General features: G+C 43.4%; 16 protein-coding genes. 4 read left to right on the forward strand and 12 right to left on the reverse strand.

What is annotated here, in order from left to right:
• Positions 1-29: 29 nt before the first annotated feature.
• Positions 30-884, forward strand: coding sequence for an MrpH family fimbial adhesin (locus QS795_RS17520; RefSeq protein WP_470386216.1), 855 nt, complete (start codon positions 30-32; stop codon positions 882-884).
• 147 nt (positions 885-1,031) lie between these two features.
• On the opposite strand, the gene QS795_RS01850 is transcribed toward QS795_RS17520, so the two are convergent.
• From QS795_RS01850 to QS795_RS01885, 8 genes are all read right to left on the reverse strand, one after another.
• Complete coding sequence (locus QS795_RS01850; protein WP_286271066.1) at positions 1,032-1,508, reverse strand: FidL-like protein; 477 nt, start codon at positions 1,506-1,508, stop codon at positions 1,032-1,034.
• The gene (locus QS795_RS01855; protein ID WP_286271068.1) at positions 1,509-2,468 is read right to left on the reverse strand and encodes a winged helix-turn-helix domain-containing protein; all 960 of its coding nucleotides are present in this window, start codon (positions 2,466-2,468) and stop codon (positions 1,509-1,511) included.
• Between the two features lie 452 nt (positions 2,469-2,920).
• Complete coding sequence (locus QS795_RS01860) at positions 2,921-4,993, reverse strand: TonB-dependent receptor plug domain-containing protein (protein WP_286271069.1); 2,073 nt, start codon at positions 4,991-4,993, stop codon at positions 2,921-2,923.
• 141 nt (positions 4,994-5,134) lie between these two features.
• On the reverse strand, positions 5,135-5,980 hold the full coding sequence (gene modD, locus QS795_RS01865) for a ModD protein (RefSeq protein WP_286271071.1): 846 nt from the start codon (positions 5,978-5,980) through the stop codon (positions 5,135-5,137).
• The gene (locus QS795_RS01870; RefSeq protein ID WP_154602014.1) at positions 5,977-6,795 is read right to left on the reverse strand and encodes a class I SAM-dependent methyltransferase; all 819 of its coding nucleotides are present in this window, start codon (positions 6,793-6,795) and stop codon (positions 5,977-5,979) included. Before QS795_RS01870 ends, modD begins: the two co-directional genes overlap by 4 nt.
• Before the next feature lie 11 nt (positions 6,796-6,806).
• Positions 6,807-7,574 (reverse strand): ABC transporter ATP-binding protein, encoded by a 768-nt coding sequence (locus QS795_RS01875; protein ID WP_286271073.1) that lies wholly within the window; start codon positions 7,572-7,574, stop codon positions 6,807-6,809.
• Positions 7,571-8,575: a FecCD family ABC transporter permease gene (locus tag QS795_RS01880; RefSeq protein WP_318626784.1), complete on the reverse strand. Its 1,005-nt coding sequence runs from the start codon at positions 8,573-8,575 to the stop codon at positions 7,571-7,573. Before QS795_RS01880 ends, QS795_RS01875 begins: the two co-directional genes overlap by 4 nt.
• Positions 8,572-9,603 (reverse strand): ABC transporter substrate-binding protein, encoded by a 1,032-nt coding sequence (locus QS795_RS01885; protein ID WP_154602017.1) that lies wholly within the window; start codon positions 9,601-9,603, stop codon positions 8,572-8,574. The genes QS795_RS01880 and QS795_RS01885 overlap by 4 nt, the downstream gene beginning before the upstream one ends.
• 194 nt (positions 9,604-9,797) lie before the next feature.
• On the opposite strand from QS795_RS01885, the gene gntR reads away from it, so the two are divergent.
• From gntR to gntU, 3 genes are all read left to right on the forward strand, one after another.
• On the forward strand, positions 9,798-10,793 hold the full coding sequence (gene gntR / locus QS795_RS01890; protein WP_154602018.1) for a gluconate operon transcriptional repressor GntR: 996 nt from the start codon (positions 9,798-9,800) through the stop codon (positions 10,791-10,793).
• Between the two features lie 215 nt (positions 10,794-11,008).
• Complete coding sequence (gene gntK / locus QS795_RS01895) at positions 11,009-11,551, forward strand: gluconokinase (RefSeq protein ID WP_036955343.1); 543 nt, start codon at positions 11,009-11,011, stop codon at positions 11,549-11,551.
• Entirely contained in the window at positions 11,548-12,906 is a 1,359-nt protein-coding gene (gene gntU, locus QS795_RS01900; protein WP_154602019.1) for a gluconate transporter, read from the forward strand. The genes gntK and gntU overlap by 4 nt, the downstream gene beginning before the upstream one ends.
• Positions 12,907-12,996: 90 nt before the next feature.
• On the opposite strand, the gene QS795_RS01905 is transcribed toward gntU, so the two are convergent.
• The 4 genes from QS795_RS01905 to QS795_RS01920 all read right to left on the reverse strand — a co-directional run bounded on the left by QS795_RS01905 (position 12,997) and on the right by QS795_RS01920 (position 17,998).
• A complete protein-coding gene (locus tag QS795_RS01905; protein WP_272522289.1) occupies positions 12,997-14,223 on the reverse strand; it encodes an SGNH/GDSL hydrolase family protein in 1,227 nt (408 codons plus the stop codon).
• The gene (locus tag QS795_RS01910; protein WP_286271082.1) at positions 14,174-15,358 is read right to left on the reverse strand and encodes an SGNH/GDSL hydrolase family protein; all 1,185 of its coding nucleotides are present in this window, start codon (positions 15,356-15,358) and stop codon (positions 14,174-14,176) included. Before QS795_RS01910 ends, QS795_RS01905 begins: the two co-directional genes overlap by 50 nt.
• Positions 15,345-16,763: an MBOAT family O-acyltransferase gene (locus tag QS795_RS01915; protein ID WP_318626786.1), complete on the reverse strand. Its 1,419-nt coding sequence runs from the start codon at positions 16,761-16,763 to the stop codon at positions 15,345-15,347. The genes QS795_RS01910 and QS795_RS01915 overlap by 14 nt, the downstream gene beginning before the upstream one ends.
• Before the next feature lie 428 nt (positions 16,764-17,191).
• Positions 17,192-17,998, reverse strand: a complete 807-nt coding sequence (locus tag QS795_RS01920; protein ID WP_154602023.1) for a protein bax — start codon at positions 17,996-17,998, stop codon at positions 17,192-17,194.
• Positions 17,999-18,206 lie beyond the last annotated feature (208 nt).

Consider the following 18,206-nt stretch of genomic DNA (forward strand, 5'->3'; position numbering starts at 1 on the left):
GCTTTATTAAGTAAATAAAGAGAACTGAAATGGGAAAACGAATTCAAAGGTTATTTTTAATACCGTTGCTTTTTATAAGCTCTCTTGGTTATGGGTCGACATATTTCTCGTATGTTGAAGATATTGTCACTTCAGGTAGTAGCCATACCTATTATTACCAATTTGATTATTGGAAAGCGAACTCTCCTACGGAACCAAACCCATGTGTTTCTGTTTTAGGCTCTGGAGGTGCTAAGAACTGTTATTTTACGATTAACCATTTACATACAGCGCCAAATATTGGGGGGGCTGGGTCCCGTAAAGACTGGGAGTGTTCTATAAATTTTGCGACTTACCCAACGATGCAATCAATTATCGATGCAGCACAAAGCCAATGTGGTTTGAGTTTTCCTAAACGAGGGGAAACTCGTCACTCGGGGTCTATTAAAGCAGATGAGTGTGTTGGTTTCTTTTTAGACACAAACCGTACTAGTAGTTCTGCGAAAATGCTACCCGGTGGGATTTGTGGTATTGCGCCACCACCTGCCGGTAAGTGTTATTTTAGTTATGTTGCAAATAACCGAATGGAATTAGATCACGGTACATTGAATACTGGGGATCTAAATGGAAATACGCAGCATGGATTTTTCTCTATTGTTTGTAACCAAAACATGCGAGTAAAAGTCTCTTCAAACATGGTGCAAGAGTATGTGAATTTACGTCCGAATGGTGAATTGATGTCACGAGTGACATTGAACGGCCAACCTGCTTGGTATGGTACGATTATTAATGCAAGAGCAAATACGAATGAGATTGTAGCAGTAGAATCTGTATTGAAAACGAATGGTACGGTTGCGCCGGGTAACTTTAGTGGTGTGATTACACTGGTAATGACCATTCCATGATGTAAAGCGTTAAGAATTTTGTATTCGTCATTTTCCCATGTTGACGGTTTTGCCTACTTAAACGTAAATGTTGGTAGGCTTTTTTTTAATCTTTTTTATTTATTCTAAAGTACAAATTTTTAATATAGAAATTATTAAGCTTTATGCTTATTCAACATAGCAAGTGAAGGCAGAATAGGCCTCATCCTTCAAAATATAAACATTATCTTCCATTCTAGTGACATTCACATAATACTTTATTTTGTCTTTCTCCAATTGAATGAAATTGGAAAATACTTCATTAGGGGTGCTATCAGAGTTTGTCACTGATGAAGAATTCATCACGATTGAATAATTACCCTTTTTATCTACAGGTATATAGGAAAAATAAATAGCGCGATCTAATCGATAAATGGTTTCTTGGTTTTTTATATAACCATAAAAATTCATTCTTCCATTATGATTGTCTGAAACCTGTAATGACATCTTAGATTTAAGAATAATACCATCCGGTGTGCCATTTTCTTTTATCCAAACAATTTCAGAATGACAAAGCTTTATATCATCTTTACCTTTTGCAAAGGTAACATAAGTAATGGGGATAATAACCGCAGCTAGAGTTGCAGTAATAAGATACTTTTTCATTTAAATTCTCTGATCGTTAATAGAAACACAGTCAAACTTATTATTTTTTTCTTTACAAACGCTAATTGCAGCATTTTTATCAAATGAGTAAGAGGCATTGACATCAGAAAGAACAATAATTCGTTTTGGCTCTTCGCAGGAAATATTATATTTATTTAACTTTTTATTAATAAAATCGAGATTGGTTTTTTTTGCCTGTTCATTCATTTTGATGGGTGATTGAAATACGCAATTATCTCGGTTTCCAAACGTTGTATAGCTATTCTGTTCATTATTATTTTGTTTTAATGTATTGATAAATAAGTAAAATGAGCCTATCAAGATGAATGAAATGATAGCAAATAAAAGCATTCTACCTTTTAGATTACTATTTTTAGTGGCAATAATTTCTGAAGTTGAAATGGTTTTTTTTGTTGAATCATCGGTACTATTACTTATTGAAGCATTAAATTCTACAATTTCATTTTCACCCCCTGAAATAGAGGCTTTTGTAAGTTCAGTATTTTGGGGTATTAGCAAACTCTTAGATGGGGTGACAAGTGTTTCTGTTATCCCATAATTATCTGAGGTGATAATTTCACTAGATACAGTTTTTTTGTTGTCATTATCCATTGCAATACTGGATAGATGACTATCAATTCTAAATCCTTTTTTAGGAACCGTAACAATTGTTTTTGGATCAATACCAACCAGCTCAAGTTTTTTCCTTATTTCGCTGATATAGGTGTTTAAATTATTATTTGAGCCAACCAGACCATATTCTTCCCAAACATTTGTAAGAAGTTCATCTCGGGTAGCAATGCCTTTCTTTAAATTCAATAAAAGGATTTCACCAAATAATCTAGCCGCAGGTTTAGATAATTCAATATGTTGATCTGGATCATCTTTTAGAAAAATACGACTTGTCCTGTGCTCAAAAATAAACTTGTTATCGATTGTATAATCATGTTTTTCAATCATAGTTATCGTCTGCTCTCTGAAATTCAAATAATTCAATAGCTAAGCCACCATTAATTAGTGGCTTAATGTAATTTAAGTTAAATTTATTCTGGGGATTTATATATTTTTATTAATTTAATTATGAGTATAGTCTAAATAGGGATTGGAATAACTTCAAGTATTCGGGGATGAGCTTTTTTGCTATAAATTAGCAAAAATATTGATTTGAATATCATATCGGAGCAATAAACTAAATAAAATATTATTGCTAGTTTATTATTATAAATATATTCGTTTTCGTTGTTATATCGGTAGATAAAACTAAATTTTGAGGACGCTAAGCAGAGTTATTTATAAGAATTATCCTAAGGGGTTTCGCTTAATTCTATTTATAGGTCAAATTAACTGATAAGACAATTTATTTCTCAATTTATAAGGCAAGAAAGTAATATCTTGCCTTATATAATTACGTATTAGTATTTATATTCAATTCCTAGCCAATAGTTGCGACCTTCTTCTATATAGCCATCGGTATATTCATAGGATTTGTCGAACAAGTTGTTGACTGAGCTGTTCACGGATAGCCCATGCCCTAAGTCATAATCCACGCGGAGATCGGTTTTGGCGAAGCCGCGTACCTTATCTTCACTGTCCACATAGTTAAATGCCCAGCTTCTGGCTTCTTCTGTAATCGTAATGCTCATTGGCTCATATGGCGTGAATTTCACCCAAGCAAACGCTTTGTGGGTTGGCAGCTCTGAAACATGGCGTACGCTATAATGTTTCGGATCAGCGTGAATATAGCTGTAGTTCACACCCGCTTCCATCCAATCGGTGATCTGCCCTGTGGTGCCTAGATCCGCGCCGATATAATCCACTTTGCCGCTATTACGGTTTTGCAGTAATGCGCCACCTTTTTTATTTTCGCCTACATGGTGCGCCATGATGGCATCAGAAACGTGGTTATAGTAAGTGCTTGCTGTGTAGCTCCACACAGGAGTGAAATGCCCTTTGTAAGTTAAATCAAAGGTCAGTGCGCGCTCAGCATCTAAATGCGGGTTAATGAGGAATGAATCATCATTCTTCATTTTGTTCTCGGTGTAGCGCTCTTTCTGTGTTGGGAAACGTGTTCTATCCGATACAGAAAATTGAACGGTATCTTCATTTTCTAAATGGTAACGCGCCATCATCTCCCAGTTAAAGGCATGCTGGCTGTTAGTATCATAATGCTCTACACCCGTGATGGCATAGGTATCTTTATTATACTTATAGCGTTTACCTTCATTGCCATCGCGCCAGTCATAGCCAATACCGCCGATGATATCGAGCTTGTCAGTTGCCACCCATTGATATTCGGTGGAAACAGACCAGGTTTGATCTTTATAACGGTCAAATGGAACCAGCTTGCTACTACGAGAGCGATGAACATCTTCTTTCCAGTGGGCAGCAAAAGAGAGCATATCTAGTTCGCGTACCGTAAAGTCTGCACGTAAGTCTGCACCGTTGCTGTAGTCGTCATAGCGGCTGTAATTCATATTCCAGCTTTTATATTCATCGTAGCTTGTGCTTTTTTTCTTTTTCTTCTTATCGTTATCGGTGTACTGATGAAGCGTATTTTTAAAACTGTCGTGGTATAGGCGGCTCTGTACGGCGATATCTTCAGTGATTTGTGTTGTACCATTAAAGTAGATACTTTCTTTATCATAGGCAGGCCATTGCCAACGTTGTAGACCCTTTTTTAAATCTGGATCAATCTTTGTGGCACTATCTTTAGAACCATCTTGCTTAATATAAGTCACCACATACTCATCGGCTTCTCGTGGCGTCCAGCCCATTTTCAACATCAAACGCTTATCATCGGTGGCGGAGTTAGTACGGCGCCCGTGAGTCCCTGCATAAGGGTTATTATCGTCAGAGCTAGGTAGGCCCATAAAGCGCTGTTTATATTGGCTACCACTGACTTGAATAAAACCTAAATCATTGCGACCACCAAGGCGGGCGCTAACGTTATGGGCATTATCTGCACCACGCGCAAAGCCTTGGTTCAGGCTGATATTCGCTTCAAATGGTTTTTTCGGGGTGGCGGTGGTTAAGTTGATGGCACCGCCCATTAAGTTTGGGCCTTGTAACAGGGAAGTATACCCAGTCGAAAGCTCGACACTCGCCAGTTCGCTGGTCATAAAGCGCCCAAGATCAAGGGTACCGTCATAAGGAACATAAGTCGGGATACCGTCGAAGAAAACGGGGACTTGGCGGCTGTCAAAGCCACGCACGTTCACTTGAGTTTCGTTACGGTTACCGGATTTTTGAATCGCCACGCCGGGTAGGGTGCTTAGGGCTTGAGCCACGTTGGTTTTATTGAGTTGCTTCATTTGCGACTCAGTGATCACGTTAGCATCAGCGGCGAGTGGGGTGCTCCAGACGGACATCACATCGCGGCTAGCATCAGCTTGTGTCTGATTATTCTCTGGAGAGGTAGTTGCTGCTTGCCCCTGTGCTGCGAATAACGCCATTCCTATCAAATAGGTAATTTGTTTTATTTTCATTATTAATAATTTCCAGTTAGTTTTTCCTGCGATTTATATCGATATATTTATTTTTATATAACGATGGGCGTCGCTTTTGCCATAAAACACCATCCCGCGGTTAGCCGCAGGATAAGGTTTTAAATCTATGTATTTGGGTCGTTAAGATTTAAATATCTGTACTTTGATGTCTCTCGGGTTTGCGTAATAGGGCGCTGAAGTCACCAACAGAGGAATCCCTGTTTGCGCAAAGCTTTCGATGGTTTGCAGGTTAACGCCACCGGCAATGGATAATCGGCAGCGAGATTTTTTATCATTCACCAAGCGTTGTAATTGCTGAATCTGCTCTACGGGAAGTTTATCCAGCTGCACAATATCGGCGTTAGCAGCAATGGCAAGCAGGGCTTGCTGATAGTCATCGGCTTCAACAATGGTCTGCTTCTCTGGGGCGGCCACTCGTAACGTATCGACATGTAGCTGCCAATCATCGGGGTTGGCGAGGCAGTTGCGATGGTTAGTGAATAGTAAGATAGTTTCTGCGCTACCCGTGCGATGGATAATGCCACCACCGGCGAGGATCGCGGTTAACGCAAGAGGCTTGGTTGCGGGAATGGTTTTTCGCGTGCAAGCGAGCTGCCCATTAGGGTGATATTTTTTTAATATCATGACCATTTGATGGGTGTAGTGACTGACGCCACCGCACCATTCCAAGACATTCTGGACTGCCTTCCATCCTTGATGCAGTGCTTCAACCGAGCCAAACGCGCTAATCAAGCGGCTTTGTGGCTCCACAATATCTCCGTCACGAAATAGGCATTCGCTGCGTATGCCCAGCTTTGTGAGCATACGTTGGGCGATATCCAACCCGCTGACACAGCCGCCAAGCTTAGAGGTAAAGGTCATAGTGCCTTGCTGGGTATGCAAGCCAAGAGCGCGGCTGGTGAGATCCCCATACTGGATATCGTCGAGCAGCAACTGGTCAATCAAGGCGTCAGGCACGTAGATCATAATGTCAGTTCCGCTTCATCCACCACATCCCATGAGACCATCGCCCAATCGCGGGATGGGAACGGTAGGGTTTTGCCATCTGCGGTTTGTTTTTGGTAGTAAGCACGCAGTTTTTCAATTTCTTCTTCGGTGAGATCTTTGAGAGACCAATTTACGCTATCGATAAACGCATCCACGTTATCGAATCCACCTCGGTTTGGACTTTTAATAAAGTCGACACGGGCGTGGATCCCCATTTGATGCAGGACATTCACGGCATAGATATAGGTTGGCAAGCTAACCACTTCACGCCCAATTTCGCGGATAATTCTTTCATCAATAAATGTCGGGTTAACGGTGTGAGTGGTATATACGCGCAGGTTAGTTTGGCGGTTGAGCTTTAACATTGCGGCTTTTAAGTCATCCACGAGAGTAGAGCGAGAAGCCACCGAAATATCGGCTTTTGGTAAATCATCCCAGCTATCTTCCCACGCAAGGGTTTTAAATTGCGCATTGGTGACATTCATTTCTTTGGCACGAATATTGGCCATTTCGAGCATACCTGCGCTGTAGTCAATGCCGGTGACAGATTGAAATTGGTTAGCGAGATAAAGGCTAATAGAGCCGGGCCCACATCCCACATCCAGCAAAGTTTTTGCACCCGTAAAATCCATTAATTGGCGAAAGCGAATTAAGTATGGATCGTTCGGATTAGCACAGTTTTGCGCCATTTGGTGGGCTTTTTTATCCCAATGCTCTGGCTCTTTGCGTGTGCGTTGGGCTTGTTGCATATGCTGCTGATACATTGCGGCAAAATCGAGTTGGTGAATAAGCATGATCCCTGACCTTAACAAGTAAAATTGAGTGGAAGCTGAAAATGCGCCGTAATACTCGGTGCATCGATATTATAGAGTTCTGCCAAGTTAGTGAGCGTTAACATACTTTGAGTCGAGCCTTGCCGTGCCTGCTGTTGTTTGTTGAGTAAAATTACATGGTCGGCAATGGCGGCGGCATGTTGGGGATGATGGGTGGACATCAACACCGTGATCCCATGCTGCTTCAGCGTTTCGATATGCTGTAACAGCCGAATTTGGTTACCAAAATCGAGGCTTGCCGCCGGTTCATCCATAATCAATAATTTGGGCTTTTGTACTAAGGCTCTGGCAATTAAAACCTGCTGCTTTTCTCCCCCACTGAGGGTGCTATACAAGCGCTCTGCAAGATGTTCAATGCCAAACTGGGCCAATTGCTCCATGGCACTGGCTTTTTCTTTTTCCCCCGGTACGCTGAACGCAGAGAGATAAGGGGTCAGTCCCATCATCACCATATCGACCACCGAAAACGTAAAGGGCGTATCGTGAGCTTGAGGTACGTAAGCAATCACTTTCGCGATATCTCGCTGTTTCAGCTGATTGATGGGTTGCCCTTGTAAGCATATATCCCCATCAATGGCGGGAAGTAACCCTAATAAGGTTTTCATTAAGGTGGTTTTTCCGCACCCATTCGCACCCAGCAAGCAGGTCATCTCACCTTCAGGTAAATGCAGGTTAATGCCTTCAATAATGGCTTGGCGGTGGTAGCCGATCGCCACATTTTCTAGGGTTAAAATACTCATTTAACCCGCCTTGTTTGTAGCAAAATGGCTAAGAAAAAGGGCGCGCCTACAGCGGAGGTTAAGATCCCGAGCGGTAATTCAATGGCAGCAATGGTGCGAGCTAGCGTATCGGTGATCAGCAGTAAAATAGCGCCGATGGCCACTGCCGCAGGGAGCTGATAGCGGAAGTTAGCACCCACTATCATTCGCGTAATATGGGGAACAATCAGCCCCACCCAGCCAATAATGCCGGCAATCGATACGGTGCTGGCGGTAATCAGTGTTGCGCTAACAATCAAAATGGTGCGATTGAGCGTCACATTCACCCCTAAGCTTTTGGCTTCTTCATCGGATAAACTTAGCAAATTCATGCGCCAACGCAGCATTAATAAGGGGATAAAACCCACTATCATGATGGGCAGGACTGACCATAAATCTTGCTGAGTAATGGAAGACAGACCACCGAGTAGCCAGAACGTGATAGAGGGAAGCTGCGTGTAGGGGTCGGCTAATATTTTCATTAATGAGATGGCAGAGCCGCAAATCGCACTGACGGCAACCCCAACCAGCACAAGGGACAGAATCGGGTCGTGCTGGCGTGCCAAACGGGCGATAAAATAGACTACGGCAACGGTGATTAACCCACCCACAAAAGCAAACAGTTGGATGGAAACCAGAGATTGCCCGAGAAATATCCCTAAAACAGCCCCGACGCCCGCCCCTGCGGAAACCCCTAAAATATCGGGGGATACTAGCGGATTACGGAACATGCCTTGGTAAGCCGCGCCGGCAATCGCCAGCCCGCCACCGATTAAAATGGCGGCTAAGACGCGCGGAAAGCGAATTTGCCAAAATACCGTGTTGCTGCGAGGGTCGTCCACAGGCGCTTGGATAAACAAGCGATAGAGCTCTTCCAAGGTTAGTGAGTATTTACCACTGATTAATGCCATCAGAAAACAGAGTAGCAAAATAGCCATCAATAATAATGGCTTAGTTTTGGTGTTGAGCCAGCTCGCCGTCATGACCTTTCCATTAGCAAGTCGACCTGCTCTTGAGTGAGCGACGAGTGATAGAATAGCTCAAAAAATTGTCTGAGATCGTGCGTGATAGTCTCTTCAACCGCTTTATCAAAGTGGCTTTGTAGGCGGCGCATGCCCAATAAACGGTTGATCCCCGGTGGGCCATCTAACCAACCAAATGGCATACCACTGAAGATGAAAAGATTATTCGATGAGACAGCTTTGAGTCCTGCCCATAATGGCGAGCGAGTGATTAATTCAACTGATTCATCATATTGGGTGATGATAATGTCGGGTTCCCACTGGTACAGCTGCTCCATAGAAACATCGGTCAAACCGTGGAAGCCATCGATGTCCACCACATTGCGAAAACCGAGCATTTCGATAGCTTCAGTATGAATAGAGCCTTTTGTACCGGTTTGTAGTCCTTTTGCACCTCTGGCGAGGTAAAAACTGAGGGGGTTTTGTTGTTGAGTCAGTGCAAATTGTTGAGCATTGCTAAGATAGCGTTCTGCGATCATACTCAGTTTTTCAGCTTGCTGATTAACATTCAATAGACGACCTAGTTGACGCAGCTGTTGCGGAGCATCAATTAGCTTGCCGTCCATCAGCAAATACGGGATACCGGTTTGTTTAGCAACTTTTTCCGCTTGGGAACGGTAGGTTTCATCGATATTGCCAGTATCGAGGATCAAATCAGGATGGTAAGCCAATAATTGTTCAAGGGATAACGTGCTACCTCGTCCCGCAAGACGACCATAAACAGGCAAATTCATCCATTGTGGCGCAAACAGTTCACTATTTCCTTTTTTCAAGTTAATCGAGGCAAAACCCACCATTTTTTCTGGGGCGAGAGCAAGCATCAGCAAGTCTGCGGGCGGGCCCGCCGTGATCACTTTTTGAATGTTACCGTTTGCAGGTAAAGTACCGAATAATGCCTCTGCGACAGGGCTGCGACTAAATGCAGGTAAACTGTAGAATGCCGCAAGGACAGCGCAGGATTGGATAAAATGTCTTCTGTTCATTGCCATAATTAATATCGTTATACTTATATTTATATAGCGCGAAAATTAGCGAAGTCAGGCAATAGAGTCAACAGTAAAAACGAGATAGCACTGAAAAGTCGATGTTTCTGTGATTTAAAGCAATATCAAGGATTGATATCCACTGGCAGATCGCAGAACATAGCGAAATATAACGGCGTATTATAGATAATCTGGGATATATGAAGAATAAAAGACCTTCTTTGCAAGATGTAGCCGACCGAGTCGGTATCACAAAAATGACGGTGAGCCGTTTTCTGCGTAATCCTGAGCAAGTTTCAGAATCCTTGCGCGGGAAGATTGCCAGTGCAGTGGAGGAATTAGGCTATATCCCAAATAAAGCACCTGATATTTTGTCGAATGCCACTAGCCACGCCATCGGCGTTCTATTGCCATCATTAACCAACCAAGTTTTTGCGGAAGTGATCCGCGGTATTGAAGCCGTGACCGACAAACATGGTTATCAAACCATGTTGGCGCACTATGGTTATCGTGCAGAAAAGGAAGAAGAGCGCCTAACTTCGCTGCTTTCTTACAATATCGACGGCGTGATTTTAGCGGAACGTACCCATACCGAGCGCACCCTACGCATGTTAAAAACGGCGGGGATCCCTGTCGTCGAAATTATGGACAGTATTTCGCCTTGTTTTGATGCCGCAGTCGGCATTGATAACTTTGAAGCATCTCGCCAAATGACGCAGGCGATGATCGACCGTGGCTGCCAGAAAGTCGTCTATTTAGGGGCGAGGCAGGATGAGCGGACAATCATCCGCTTGGAAGGTTATGAAAAAGCCATGCTCGATGCCAAACTGACTCCACGTAATTTAATGACTCAAGAGAGCTCCTCTTATTCTCTTGGTGCACAATTACTTCAAGAATGTCGCGTAAAATACCCCGATACCGACGGGCTATTTTGTACCAACGATGACTTAGCCATCGGCGCTATTTTTGAATGCCAGCGTTTAGGGATTAATGTCCCCAACGATTTGGCTATTTCGGGCTTCCACGGCCATGATGTGGGGCAGGTGATGACGCCAAAACTCGCCAGTATCTTAACCCCCCGTGACCTTATGGGGCGCAAGGCGGCAGAAGTGCTGCTGGCAAGGATGCGCGGGGAGAAATTATCGCAGAAAAAATTCGATGTTGGTTTTAAGTTACTAACTGGTGAAAGTATCTAGTAAGGTTGCATCGAGTCAGCAAAAGATTATTGCGATTACCATCACAATTCCGCTGTTTTCTTCACCTATCTAATTGCTAAATAAATATCCACTAGCAATAATGTTACCCGTAACCTGTTACCGGTAACATCCCGCTAGGGCACCGGAATAACAACCTAAATTAAATTTCAAATCTAGAATTAAATAACCTCTTTTCAACACCCGAGGAGTTTCCTATGAGTGATACCCAAAATCAAAACTACACATTTGTCTTAATGGGGGTATCGGGTAGCGGCAAATCCGCAGTGGCGAGTGGCGTTGCTCAGCAGTTACAAGCTGCCTTTTTAGACGGGGACTTTTTGCACCCGAAATCCAATATTATGAAAATGGCATCCGGACATGCACTGAATGATGACGATCGTCGTCCGTGGTTAGAAGCGCTGAATGGTGCCATTTTTGCAATGCAAAGAACCAATCAAGTTTCTCTGGTTGTGTGCTCTGCATTGAAAAAGAGTTATCGCGATATTCTTCGTGAAGATAATAAAAATCTCTATTTTATCTATCTGAAAGGCGATGCAGCAGTCATTGAAGAGCGCTTAAGAGCGCGTCGTGGTCATTTCTTTAAACCAGAAATGTTGAAATCACAGTTCGATACACTGCAAGAACCAGATACCCAAGAAGCTGACGCTTATGCGGTTGATATCCGTCCTGCGCTCAATGAGGTTATCGACAATACCTGTGCAACCATTCGTCAAATCATGACGGGAGATAAAGCATGAACGCACCAGTAGAAACATTAAGTACCTTAACATTGGTACTGACCGCCGTTGGCTCGGTGGTGTTATTGCTATTTTTAGTGATGTACGCGCGTTTACACGCTTTTGTGGCGTTAATGATTGTATCGATTGGTGCGGGTCTATTTTCCGGTATGCCAATCCAAGATATCACTGCAACCATGCAAAAAGGGATGGCGGGAACCCTTGGATTCCTTGCTATCGTCGTCGCCTTAGGTGCGATGTTCGGTAAAATCCTGCATGAAACAGGTGCATTGGATCAGGTCGCTCATAAGTTATTAGACCTTTTTGGTGAAAAACGCGCGCACTATGCGGTGGGGATCGCCGGTTTAATCTGCGCACTGCCATTGTTCTTTGACGTGGCTATCGTGCTATTAATCGGCGTGGTATTTGCCGTCGCTAACCGCACAGGCCACAACGTGGTTCGCTTAGCTATCCCTCTGTTTGCGGGTGTGGCAGCAGCGGCAGCCTTCCTGTTACCGGGGCCAACACCCATGCTGGTGGCGTCACAAATGGGTGCAGATTATGGCTGGATGATCTTAATTGGTCTGTGTGCGGCTATCCCTAGCATGATTTTAGCGGGCCCACTGTTTGGTAGCTTTATCAGCAAGTTTGTTAGCATTGAAATTCCTGCCGACTACCAAGCACCACAAACATCAAATGGCAAAATGCCAAGCTTTGGTTTCAGTTTAAGCCTTGTGTTGTTCCCACTATTACTGGTCGGTTTAAAAACCATCGGAACTCACTTTGTGGAAAAAGGCTCAAATTTAGAAAATTGGTTAGAATTTATTGGCCATCCATTTACTGCATTATTACTGGCATGTTTGCTGGCAATCTACGGCTTAGGCTTCCGTTACGGTATGGACAAAGAGCGCGTGATGGCGGTCTGTTCTGCAGCAATTCAACCTGCGGGTATCATCCTATTAGTGACCGGTGCGGGTGGCGTGTTCAAACAAGTGCTGGTGGATTCTGGTGTGGGTCCTGCATTAGGTGACTCACTGATTGGTGCAGGTTTACCGATTGCTGTCGCGTGTTTCGTTTTAGCGGGTGCGGTACGTGTTATCCAAGGCTCTGCAACTGTTGCTTGTTTAACGACTGTTGGTTTAGTCCTGCCTGTTATCGGTGAGCTAGGTTACTCTGGTGCTCAACTGGCGGCATTAGCGATTTGTATCTCTGGTGGTTCATTAATTTTGAGCCATGTGAATGACTCTGGTTTCTGGTTATTCGGTAAATTTACTGGCGCAACTGAAGCTCAAACCTTAAAAACGTGGACTATCATGGAAACGATTTTAGGCACGACGGGTGCGATTGTTGGGATGATTTTCTTTACCTTCCTGTAAAACTGATTTCTCTCTATCTCTTCTGTAAAAACAAAAGTCAGCTTACTTCGGTAAGCTGACTTTTTTGTATGTGAAGATAACGAAATAGGTTTATTTCAACATCTGATTAAACTGGCTATATAGAGCCTGTGCACTTTTCTTATAACCATCCGCAGAGAAATGCACATTATCAGGACGGGCTAAACCTTGTGATGCCCATGCGCGGATAGAACAAGGCCCGCCCATGTTAGCTTGCCAATCCCAAAACAGCGTATGTTCCTGAGCTGCAATGTTTTTCTGAATGCGGATCACATCCATCAAATTCACCGGCATCTGTGCGCTACAACCCGCAGCATTACTGAATTTAATTGAGTCGCTCGGGCCCACTAACATAATCACCGCATTAGGCGACTGCTGGCGGATCTGGCGAATTTTATCCCGTAGGTTTTGCTCGTAAGCCGCCAAATTCAGGGTGTCATTAAACGCTTCGTTGGTACCGAAGGCTAAAATCACCATATCTGGCGACATTTGTGCCAGCGTGGCGCTCCACTGCGGTTGCCACTTATCCAGCATGTTGATGGTCGCGCCGTTCAAACCGATGGCGGATAACATCACGCCGGGTTTATTCGAACGGACTAACCATCCACCCACTTTGAGGTTACTTGCCGCACCAACTGACACGGTTGATGGCAATTGAGTACTCACTGGTGCAGAAAATTGCCAGCTATTTCCTGTGGCAGGTAAGGCAACCGTCGAAGACGAGGATGGCGAAACCTGCATCTGGGCACCATTTGAGCTTTGGTACAGTGCTTGTAAGCGATAACTATTTTGAACAGGCTGCAATGGCTTTAATAAAACATTGCTCTTGCTACCTTGTGGCTCAGCTATCAATCCACCTAACGGGTAGTCAAAACGCTCGTCTTTACGGCTACTGGAAAGTGACCAATCCGACTTATCACTGACGCGATTAATGGTGGCGGTGCGTTGACCCGGTACCGAAATTGGCGGTACAAAACCAGGGCCTGCATCTCCATAGCGTTGTTGGAACAATGCTCTTAATTCACCCGTGAAAAAATCGGCAGCCGTGTGTGAATCCCCTATCTGGACGATATGGACTTGTTGACCACCTTGGCGCAGTTTTGACGCCAATTGGCTTAAGTTTGGTTCGCTGTTGTTGACTAACTGCCCTTGCTCTGTAGGCGCTTGCCACTGAGTTTGCGACGTTTTGCCGCGTTTAGTATCAGGGGTTTGACAAGAGACTAAGCCTAATGACAGCAGGGTAATAACACTAGCTGTGAGTAGCTTGCTCTTGACCTGATTCTGGTTGTTCAGTTTCATGAGGTTCCTTGTTTTCCTCTTCGAAATGGATCAGTGAAAATACGCTTTCGGCAATCATTTGCTGCCCTTTACCACTGAAATGGATCCCATCACCACTGCGCAATTTTATAGCATTGCTACCATCCCCAATATAGTCGGAATAGTCGTCATTTTTATATTTAAAGACGTCATTGGCAGAAATGTACATTTCGCCATATTTCGCAACTTCGGTTTGGTAGAGACCGCGTAGGAACTTCATTCCATCGGAAAGGGTGTTTTTACGCATATTCGGTGGACCCACCCAAATCACATCGACATGATGTTGGCGTGCGGTGGAGAGAATTTCACTGATACGCGAGCGATAGGTTTGTTCCCACTCTTCACTCTTGAATTTCACATACTTATAGCCCGATTGTGGTGGCATATCCCACGGGTCATTAGGCCCTAAAAATACCACTAAGACTTTAATGTTCGGGTTATCGTTTAATGCTTTGGCAATGGTATCTGGCCAGTTAAAGAATTTAGGGTACGCAAGACCCGTACTCTGCTTACTTAAGTTAATACTCTCAATGTTATACTTTTTCAACAGCATGTTTTTAACATGGGGAGCGACACCCTGCATCATGGAGTCCCCAGCAAACAATACCTGATCCCCCGCAGCAATATTGGCTATCTGTTTTTGAACGACAGGCCCTTCAGGTTGCGCAATAGTCACGCCAGCAAAAGTTCGTCCCGAAATTTTAGCGCGAGCTTGAGGGCGTTTTAATAACTCAGGGAACGTGACCGATAAGCTCTCTGCGGGATGAATATAACCATTAACAAAGTGTAGCCCGACACGGAAATCTTGCGGGAAAACTAACGTTTTGTGGTTAGCGGCCATTTGGGCGGCAAGTTTATCTTCGGCAGCCTTTTGCCCAGACGCGTGATAGGCAAAAGTTGCCCCCGCTTCTTGGACACCATCATGTAACGCGCTCCCGTAATCCCAGACAGGGTTTCCGCTGATTTTCGCCCATGGGGTATCTTGGTGATACTTTTGCTGCCAGAATCGCTCTAAGGAGCTTTGGTTTAACCAAATCAGTAGCAAGCCCGTGATGATGACAATCAGCACCACTTGTCCGGTTTTTTTCAGGTTATTTTTAAACTCAGAAGTTAGCATAGATAAATCCTGGCATTCCCGAAGGTGAAAGCATAAACATAATCGTCAACACGATGGCTAGTGGGATTGGGTAATAGTACCAAGCGATATCTTGATATTTCTTGGCTACATACTGATAGCCTTGAACAAAATAAGGGTAGGCGAGGAACAGTAACCAGAATGCAATCAGTAATCCGAGGTTCGCGCTAATTGAGGCGATAAATCCAGGTTCAACAAATTGATTGAGCATTACCAGCGCATCATCAAACGATGGGCTACGGAAGAAAATCCATGCAAAGCAGACAAAATGGAAAGTCAGAATTCGTGCAAGTAATTTTGAAACGTGGGCATTGGGAATTAAGTGGGTTCTCCCCAGTTTTTTCATTAGCTCAGTTTTAATATTAAAAATTACCGTTCCTAAGCCATGGATCGCGCCCCAAATAACAAACGTCATTGCTGCGCCATGCCACAGACCTGAAATTAACATTGCGGTTAATACGTTGATATTTTTGCGCACAAATCCTTTGCGGCTACCGCCCAATGGAATATAGATATAGTCCATGATGAAGGTCGATAAACTGATATGCCAACGTTTCCAGAAATCTTGCAAGTTGGTGGCTAAATATGGGGCATTAAAGTTAAGTGGCACTCTAAAACCTAATAGCAATGCAATCCCCGTGACTAAGTTGGTATAACCGGAGAAGTTAAAATAGATATTCCACGCGTAAGCGTAGGTGGCAATTAATATTTCCCCTGCACTAAAGCCTGCGGGAGCATCAAATACCGGATTAACGTAGTTTTCAGCAAGGTAAGAGCTGAATAGAAACAGTTTTACCAGTGCTAAGCTAATTAACAAAATGGTGCGGCGAGAGTCGAGAATAACGCGGCTTTCAGCTTGGATTTGCGGTAAAAAGTTTTTCGCACGGTTAATTGGACCCGCCACGATACTTGGGAAAAAAGCCAAATATAATACAACGTCAAAAAAGTCGGCTTTTTCAATTTCTTTGCGGCACACCGAAACGGTATAACTAACGGAATGGAAGGCGTAGAAAGAGAGCCCCAATGGTGCCAGCAGTTCCAGCACAGGCAGTCCAACGCTAAATCCAAACTTATCGAGGGTTTGCTGAATAGTTTCTTGGAAGAAAGAATAATATTTAAATGCGGTAAAGCAGCCAATGATCCCGACAGCTAATAACGAATATACCCATCGGTTAGATAACCAAACCGTTGCCCAGTTGGTGAGCAAATAGATAAATAACGTGTAGCCAAACAGAATATAGGCAAAGTCAGGGCTAAATGAGTAGACAAAGAAATAACTTGCTGTGATGAGCAACCCATTCTGCAATTTAGAGCTGGGTTGGCAGCCCCAATAAATAAGAAAAAAAACTAAAAAAGAGCCAAGAAACTCAAATGAGAAGAAATTCATATTAGACTCAGGTGTTATTTGTTATGGAGCGTTATAATATTTATTCTATTTTCCGATGCAATCGGAATTTCGTCATATTTCGCGCCGTCGCGGTGTTTTCATCGTATTGCCACCCTAGTCACATACTTATGTTTACTCGTCATACTTCGAATTTTAGGGGTGTTGGCTGCGCTCAGCTCCCCTAGTCACATACTTATGTATGCTCCTAGGGATATCTTCTCTTGCCGCCTACCTAAAACCCGAATTATTTAGAGTAAATCGGGGATAGGGAAAATAAGTTATACAAGACTCAAGACTCAAAGTTTAAGAAGTATAGCTGGGGCGGGGTGGGTTGTCATATTTCGAGTGGATGGGAAAAAATGCAAAAAAAAATCCACTTTCGAAAAAGTGGATTTTTATACTGTGTACCTGGTGTGTAGATACTAAAATTAGCTGCGAGTCGCTGCTCTTTTTTGAGCTTGTGTAATCAATTCTTCGTTGCTCGCGTACATCTCTTTCAAATAGCGGTTATATGATGAACCTAACTCTGAGTACCCTTTCATATCGTTAATCAGCTTGACGGAGTCTAACTCATCTTGTGATTGACGCTGTTTAGCACGCGAGTGACGTAAAGACTCATACGCGTTATGGGTATTCATGTTCTTCATATAGGCAGTCACTGTTGCTTCAACAGAAGCGTAAGCTGAGTAGCCTTTGATCTTTCCTTTGCTAACTTGGCAACCGCTACCACAGCGCATACCAAATAAATTTCCGTTTTGTAGAGCAAGCTGAGAAGTACCCCAACCAGACTCTGTAGCCGCTTGTGTCGCAACTAAATGTGTTGGCATGATGTCTACACGACTTAACAGCTTATCCCAATTAATACGTTTTGGGTTGCTGCAACTGATGCCATAACTATCGCAGATCTGAGTTAGGCGACGTAGCTCTTGGGCGCTCCATTTGGTGTTTGTGCGCACGGAAAGCAGCCAGTTACGCTCTTCCATAATCTGTTGATTGACTTTTTCAATCACCGGGACAATCGTTTTCAAAAACGCTTTCTTACGTGGAGTACCAGACGGATATTTACGCATATCAGGCAGTGGTGTTTCTGCTTGATTTGAGTTTTGTGCCGACTTCAGTGTGAAGTCTTTTTTAAGCATCGTACTGGTACTGGTGGAGCCAAAACTGAGGCCCGAAAACAAAAGTAAAAATAAGAAAGCGAAGACGGCGTTTGTCCTCATCGTTCGAGAGGGCATTTGCTTCTCCTATGTTTCTCTGAACAAAAATCGAGCGAATGGTAGCAGAATAATTTTTCACGAGCTACCTTTATCCGACTCACATTAACTAAATTTCTGTATTAGTATGTCATTAAGTGTTGATTTATTTTAACTTAATGATTTTAGATTATATATAATTGCATTATTTATATTTTCAATGCTGTATTTATCAATTTTTGTTTTTGAT

This window comes from Providencia zhijiangensis (assembly GCF_030315915.2).
Classification (GTDB): Bacteria; Pseudomonadota; Gammaproteobacteria; order Enterobacterales; family Enterobacteriaceae; genus Providencia; species Providencia zhijiangensis.

Coding starts and splice junctions, on each gene's coding strand:
- QS795_RS01850 (WP_286271066.1), bottom strand. CDS start 1,508: ATGAAAAAGTATCTTATTACTGCAACTCTAGCTGCGGTTATTATCCCC.
- QS795_RS01870 (WP_154602014.1), bottom strand. CDS start 6,795: ATGCTTATTCACCAACTCGATTTTGCCGCAATGTATCAGCAGCATATG.
- QS795_RS01920 (WP_154602023.1), bottom strand. CDS start 17,998: ATGCCCTCTCGAACGATGAGGACAAACGCCGTCTTCGCTTTCTTATTT.
- modD (WP_286271071.1), bottom strand. CDS start 5,980: ATGATCTACGTGCCTGACGCCTTGATTGACCAGTTGCTGCTCGACGAT.
- gntK (WP_036955343.1), top strand. CDS start 11,009: ATGAGTGATACCCAAAATCAAAACTACACATTTGTCTTAATGGGGGTA.
- QS795_RS01860 (WP_286271069.1), bottom strand. CDS start 4,993: ATGAAAATAAAACAAATTACCTATTTGATAGGAATGGCGTTATTCGCA.
- QS795_RS01910 (WP_286271082.1), bottom strand. CDS start 15,358: ATGCTAACTTCTGAGTTTAAAAATAACCTGAAAAAAACCGGACAAGTG.
- QS795_RS01915 (WP_318626786.1), bottom strand. CDS start 16,763: ATGAATTTCTTCTCATTTGAGTTTCTTGGCTCTTTTTTAGTTTTTTTT.
- QS795_RS01855 (WP_286271068.1), bottom strand. CDS start 2,468: ATGATTGAAAAACATGATTATACAATCGATAACAAGTTTATTTTTGAG.
- gntR (WP_154602018.1), top strand. CDS start 9,798: ATGAAGAATAAAAGACCTTCTTTGCAAGATGTAGCCGACCGAGTCGGT.
- QS795_RS01885 (WP_154602017.1), bottom strand. CDS start 9,603: ATGGCAATGAACAGAAGACATTTTATCCAATCCTGCGCTGTCCTTGCG.
- QS795_RS01880 (WP_318626784.1), bottom strand. CDS start 8,575: ATGACGGCGAGCTGGCTCAACACCAAAACTAAGCCATTATTATTGATG.
- QS795_RS01875 (WP_286271073.1), bottom strand. CDS start 7,574: ATGAGTATTTTAACCCTAGAAAATGTGGCGATCGGCTACCACCGCCAA.
- gntU (WP_154602019.1), top strand. CDS start 11,548: ATGAACGCACCAGTAGAAACATTAAGTACCTTAACATTGGTACTGACC.
- QS795_RS01905 (WP_272522289.1), bottom strand. CDS start 14,223: ATGAAACTGAACAACCAGAATCAGGTCAAGAGCAAGCTACTCACAGCT.
- QS795_RS17520 (WP_470386216.1), top strand. CDS start 30: ATGGGAAAACGAATTCAAAGGTTATTTTTAATACCGTTGCTTTTTATA.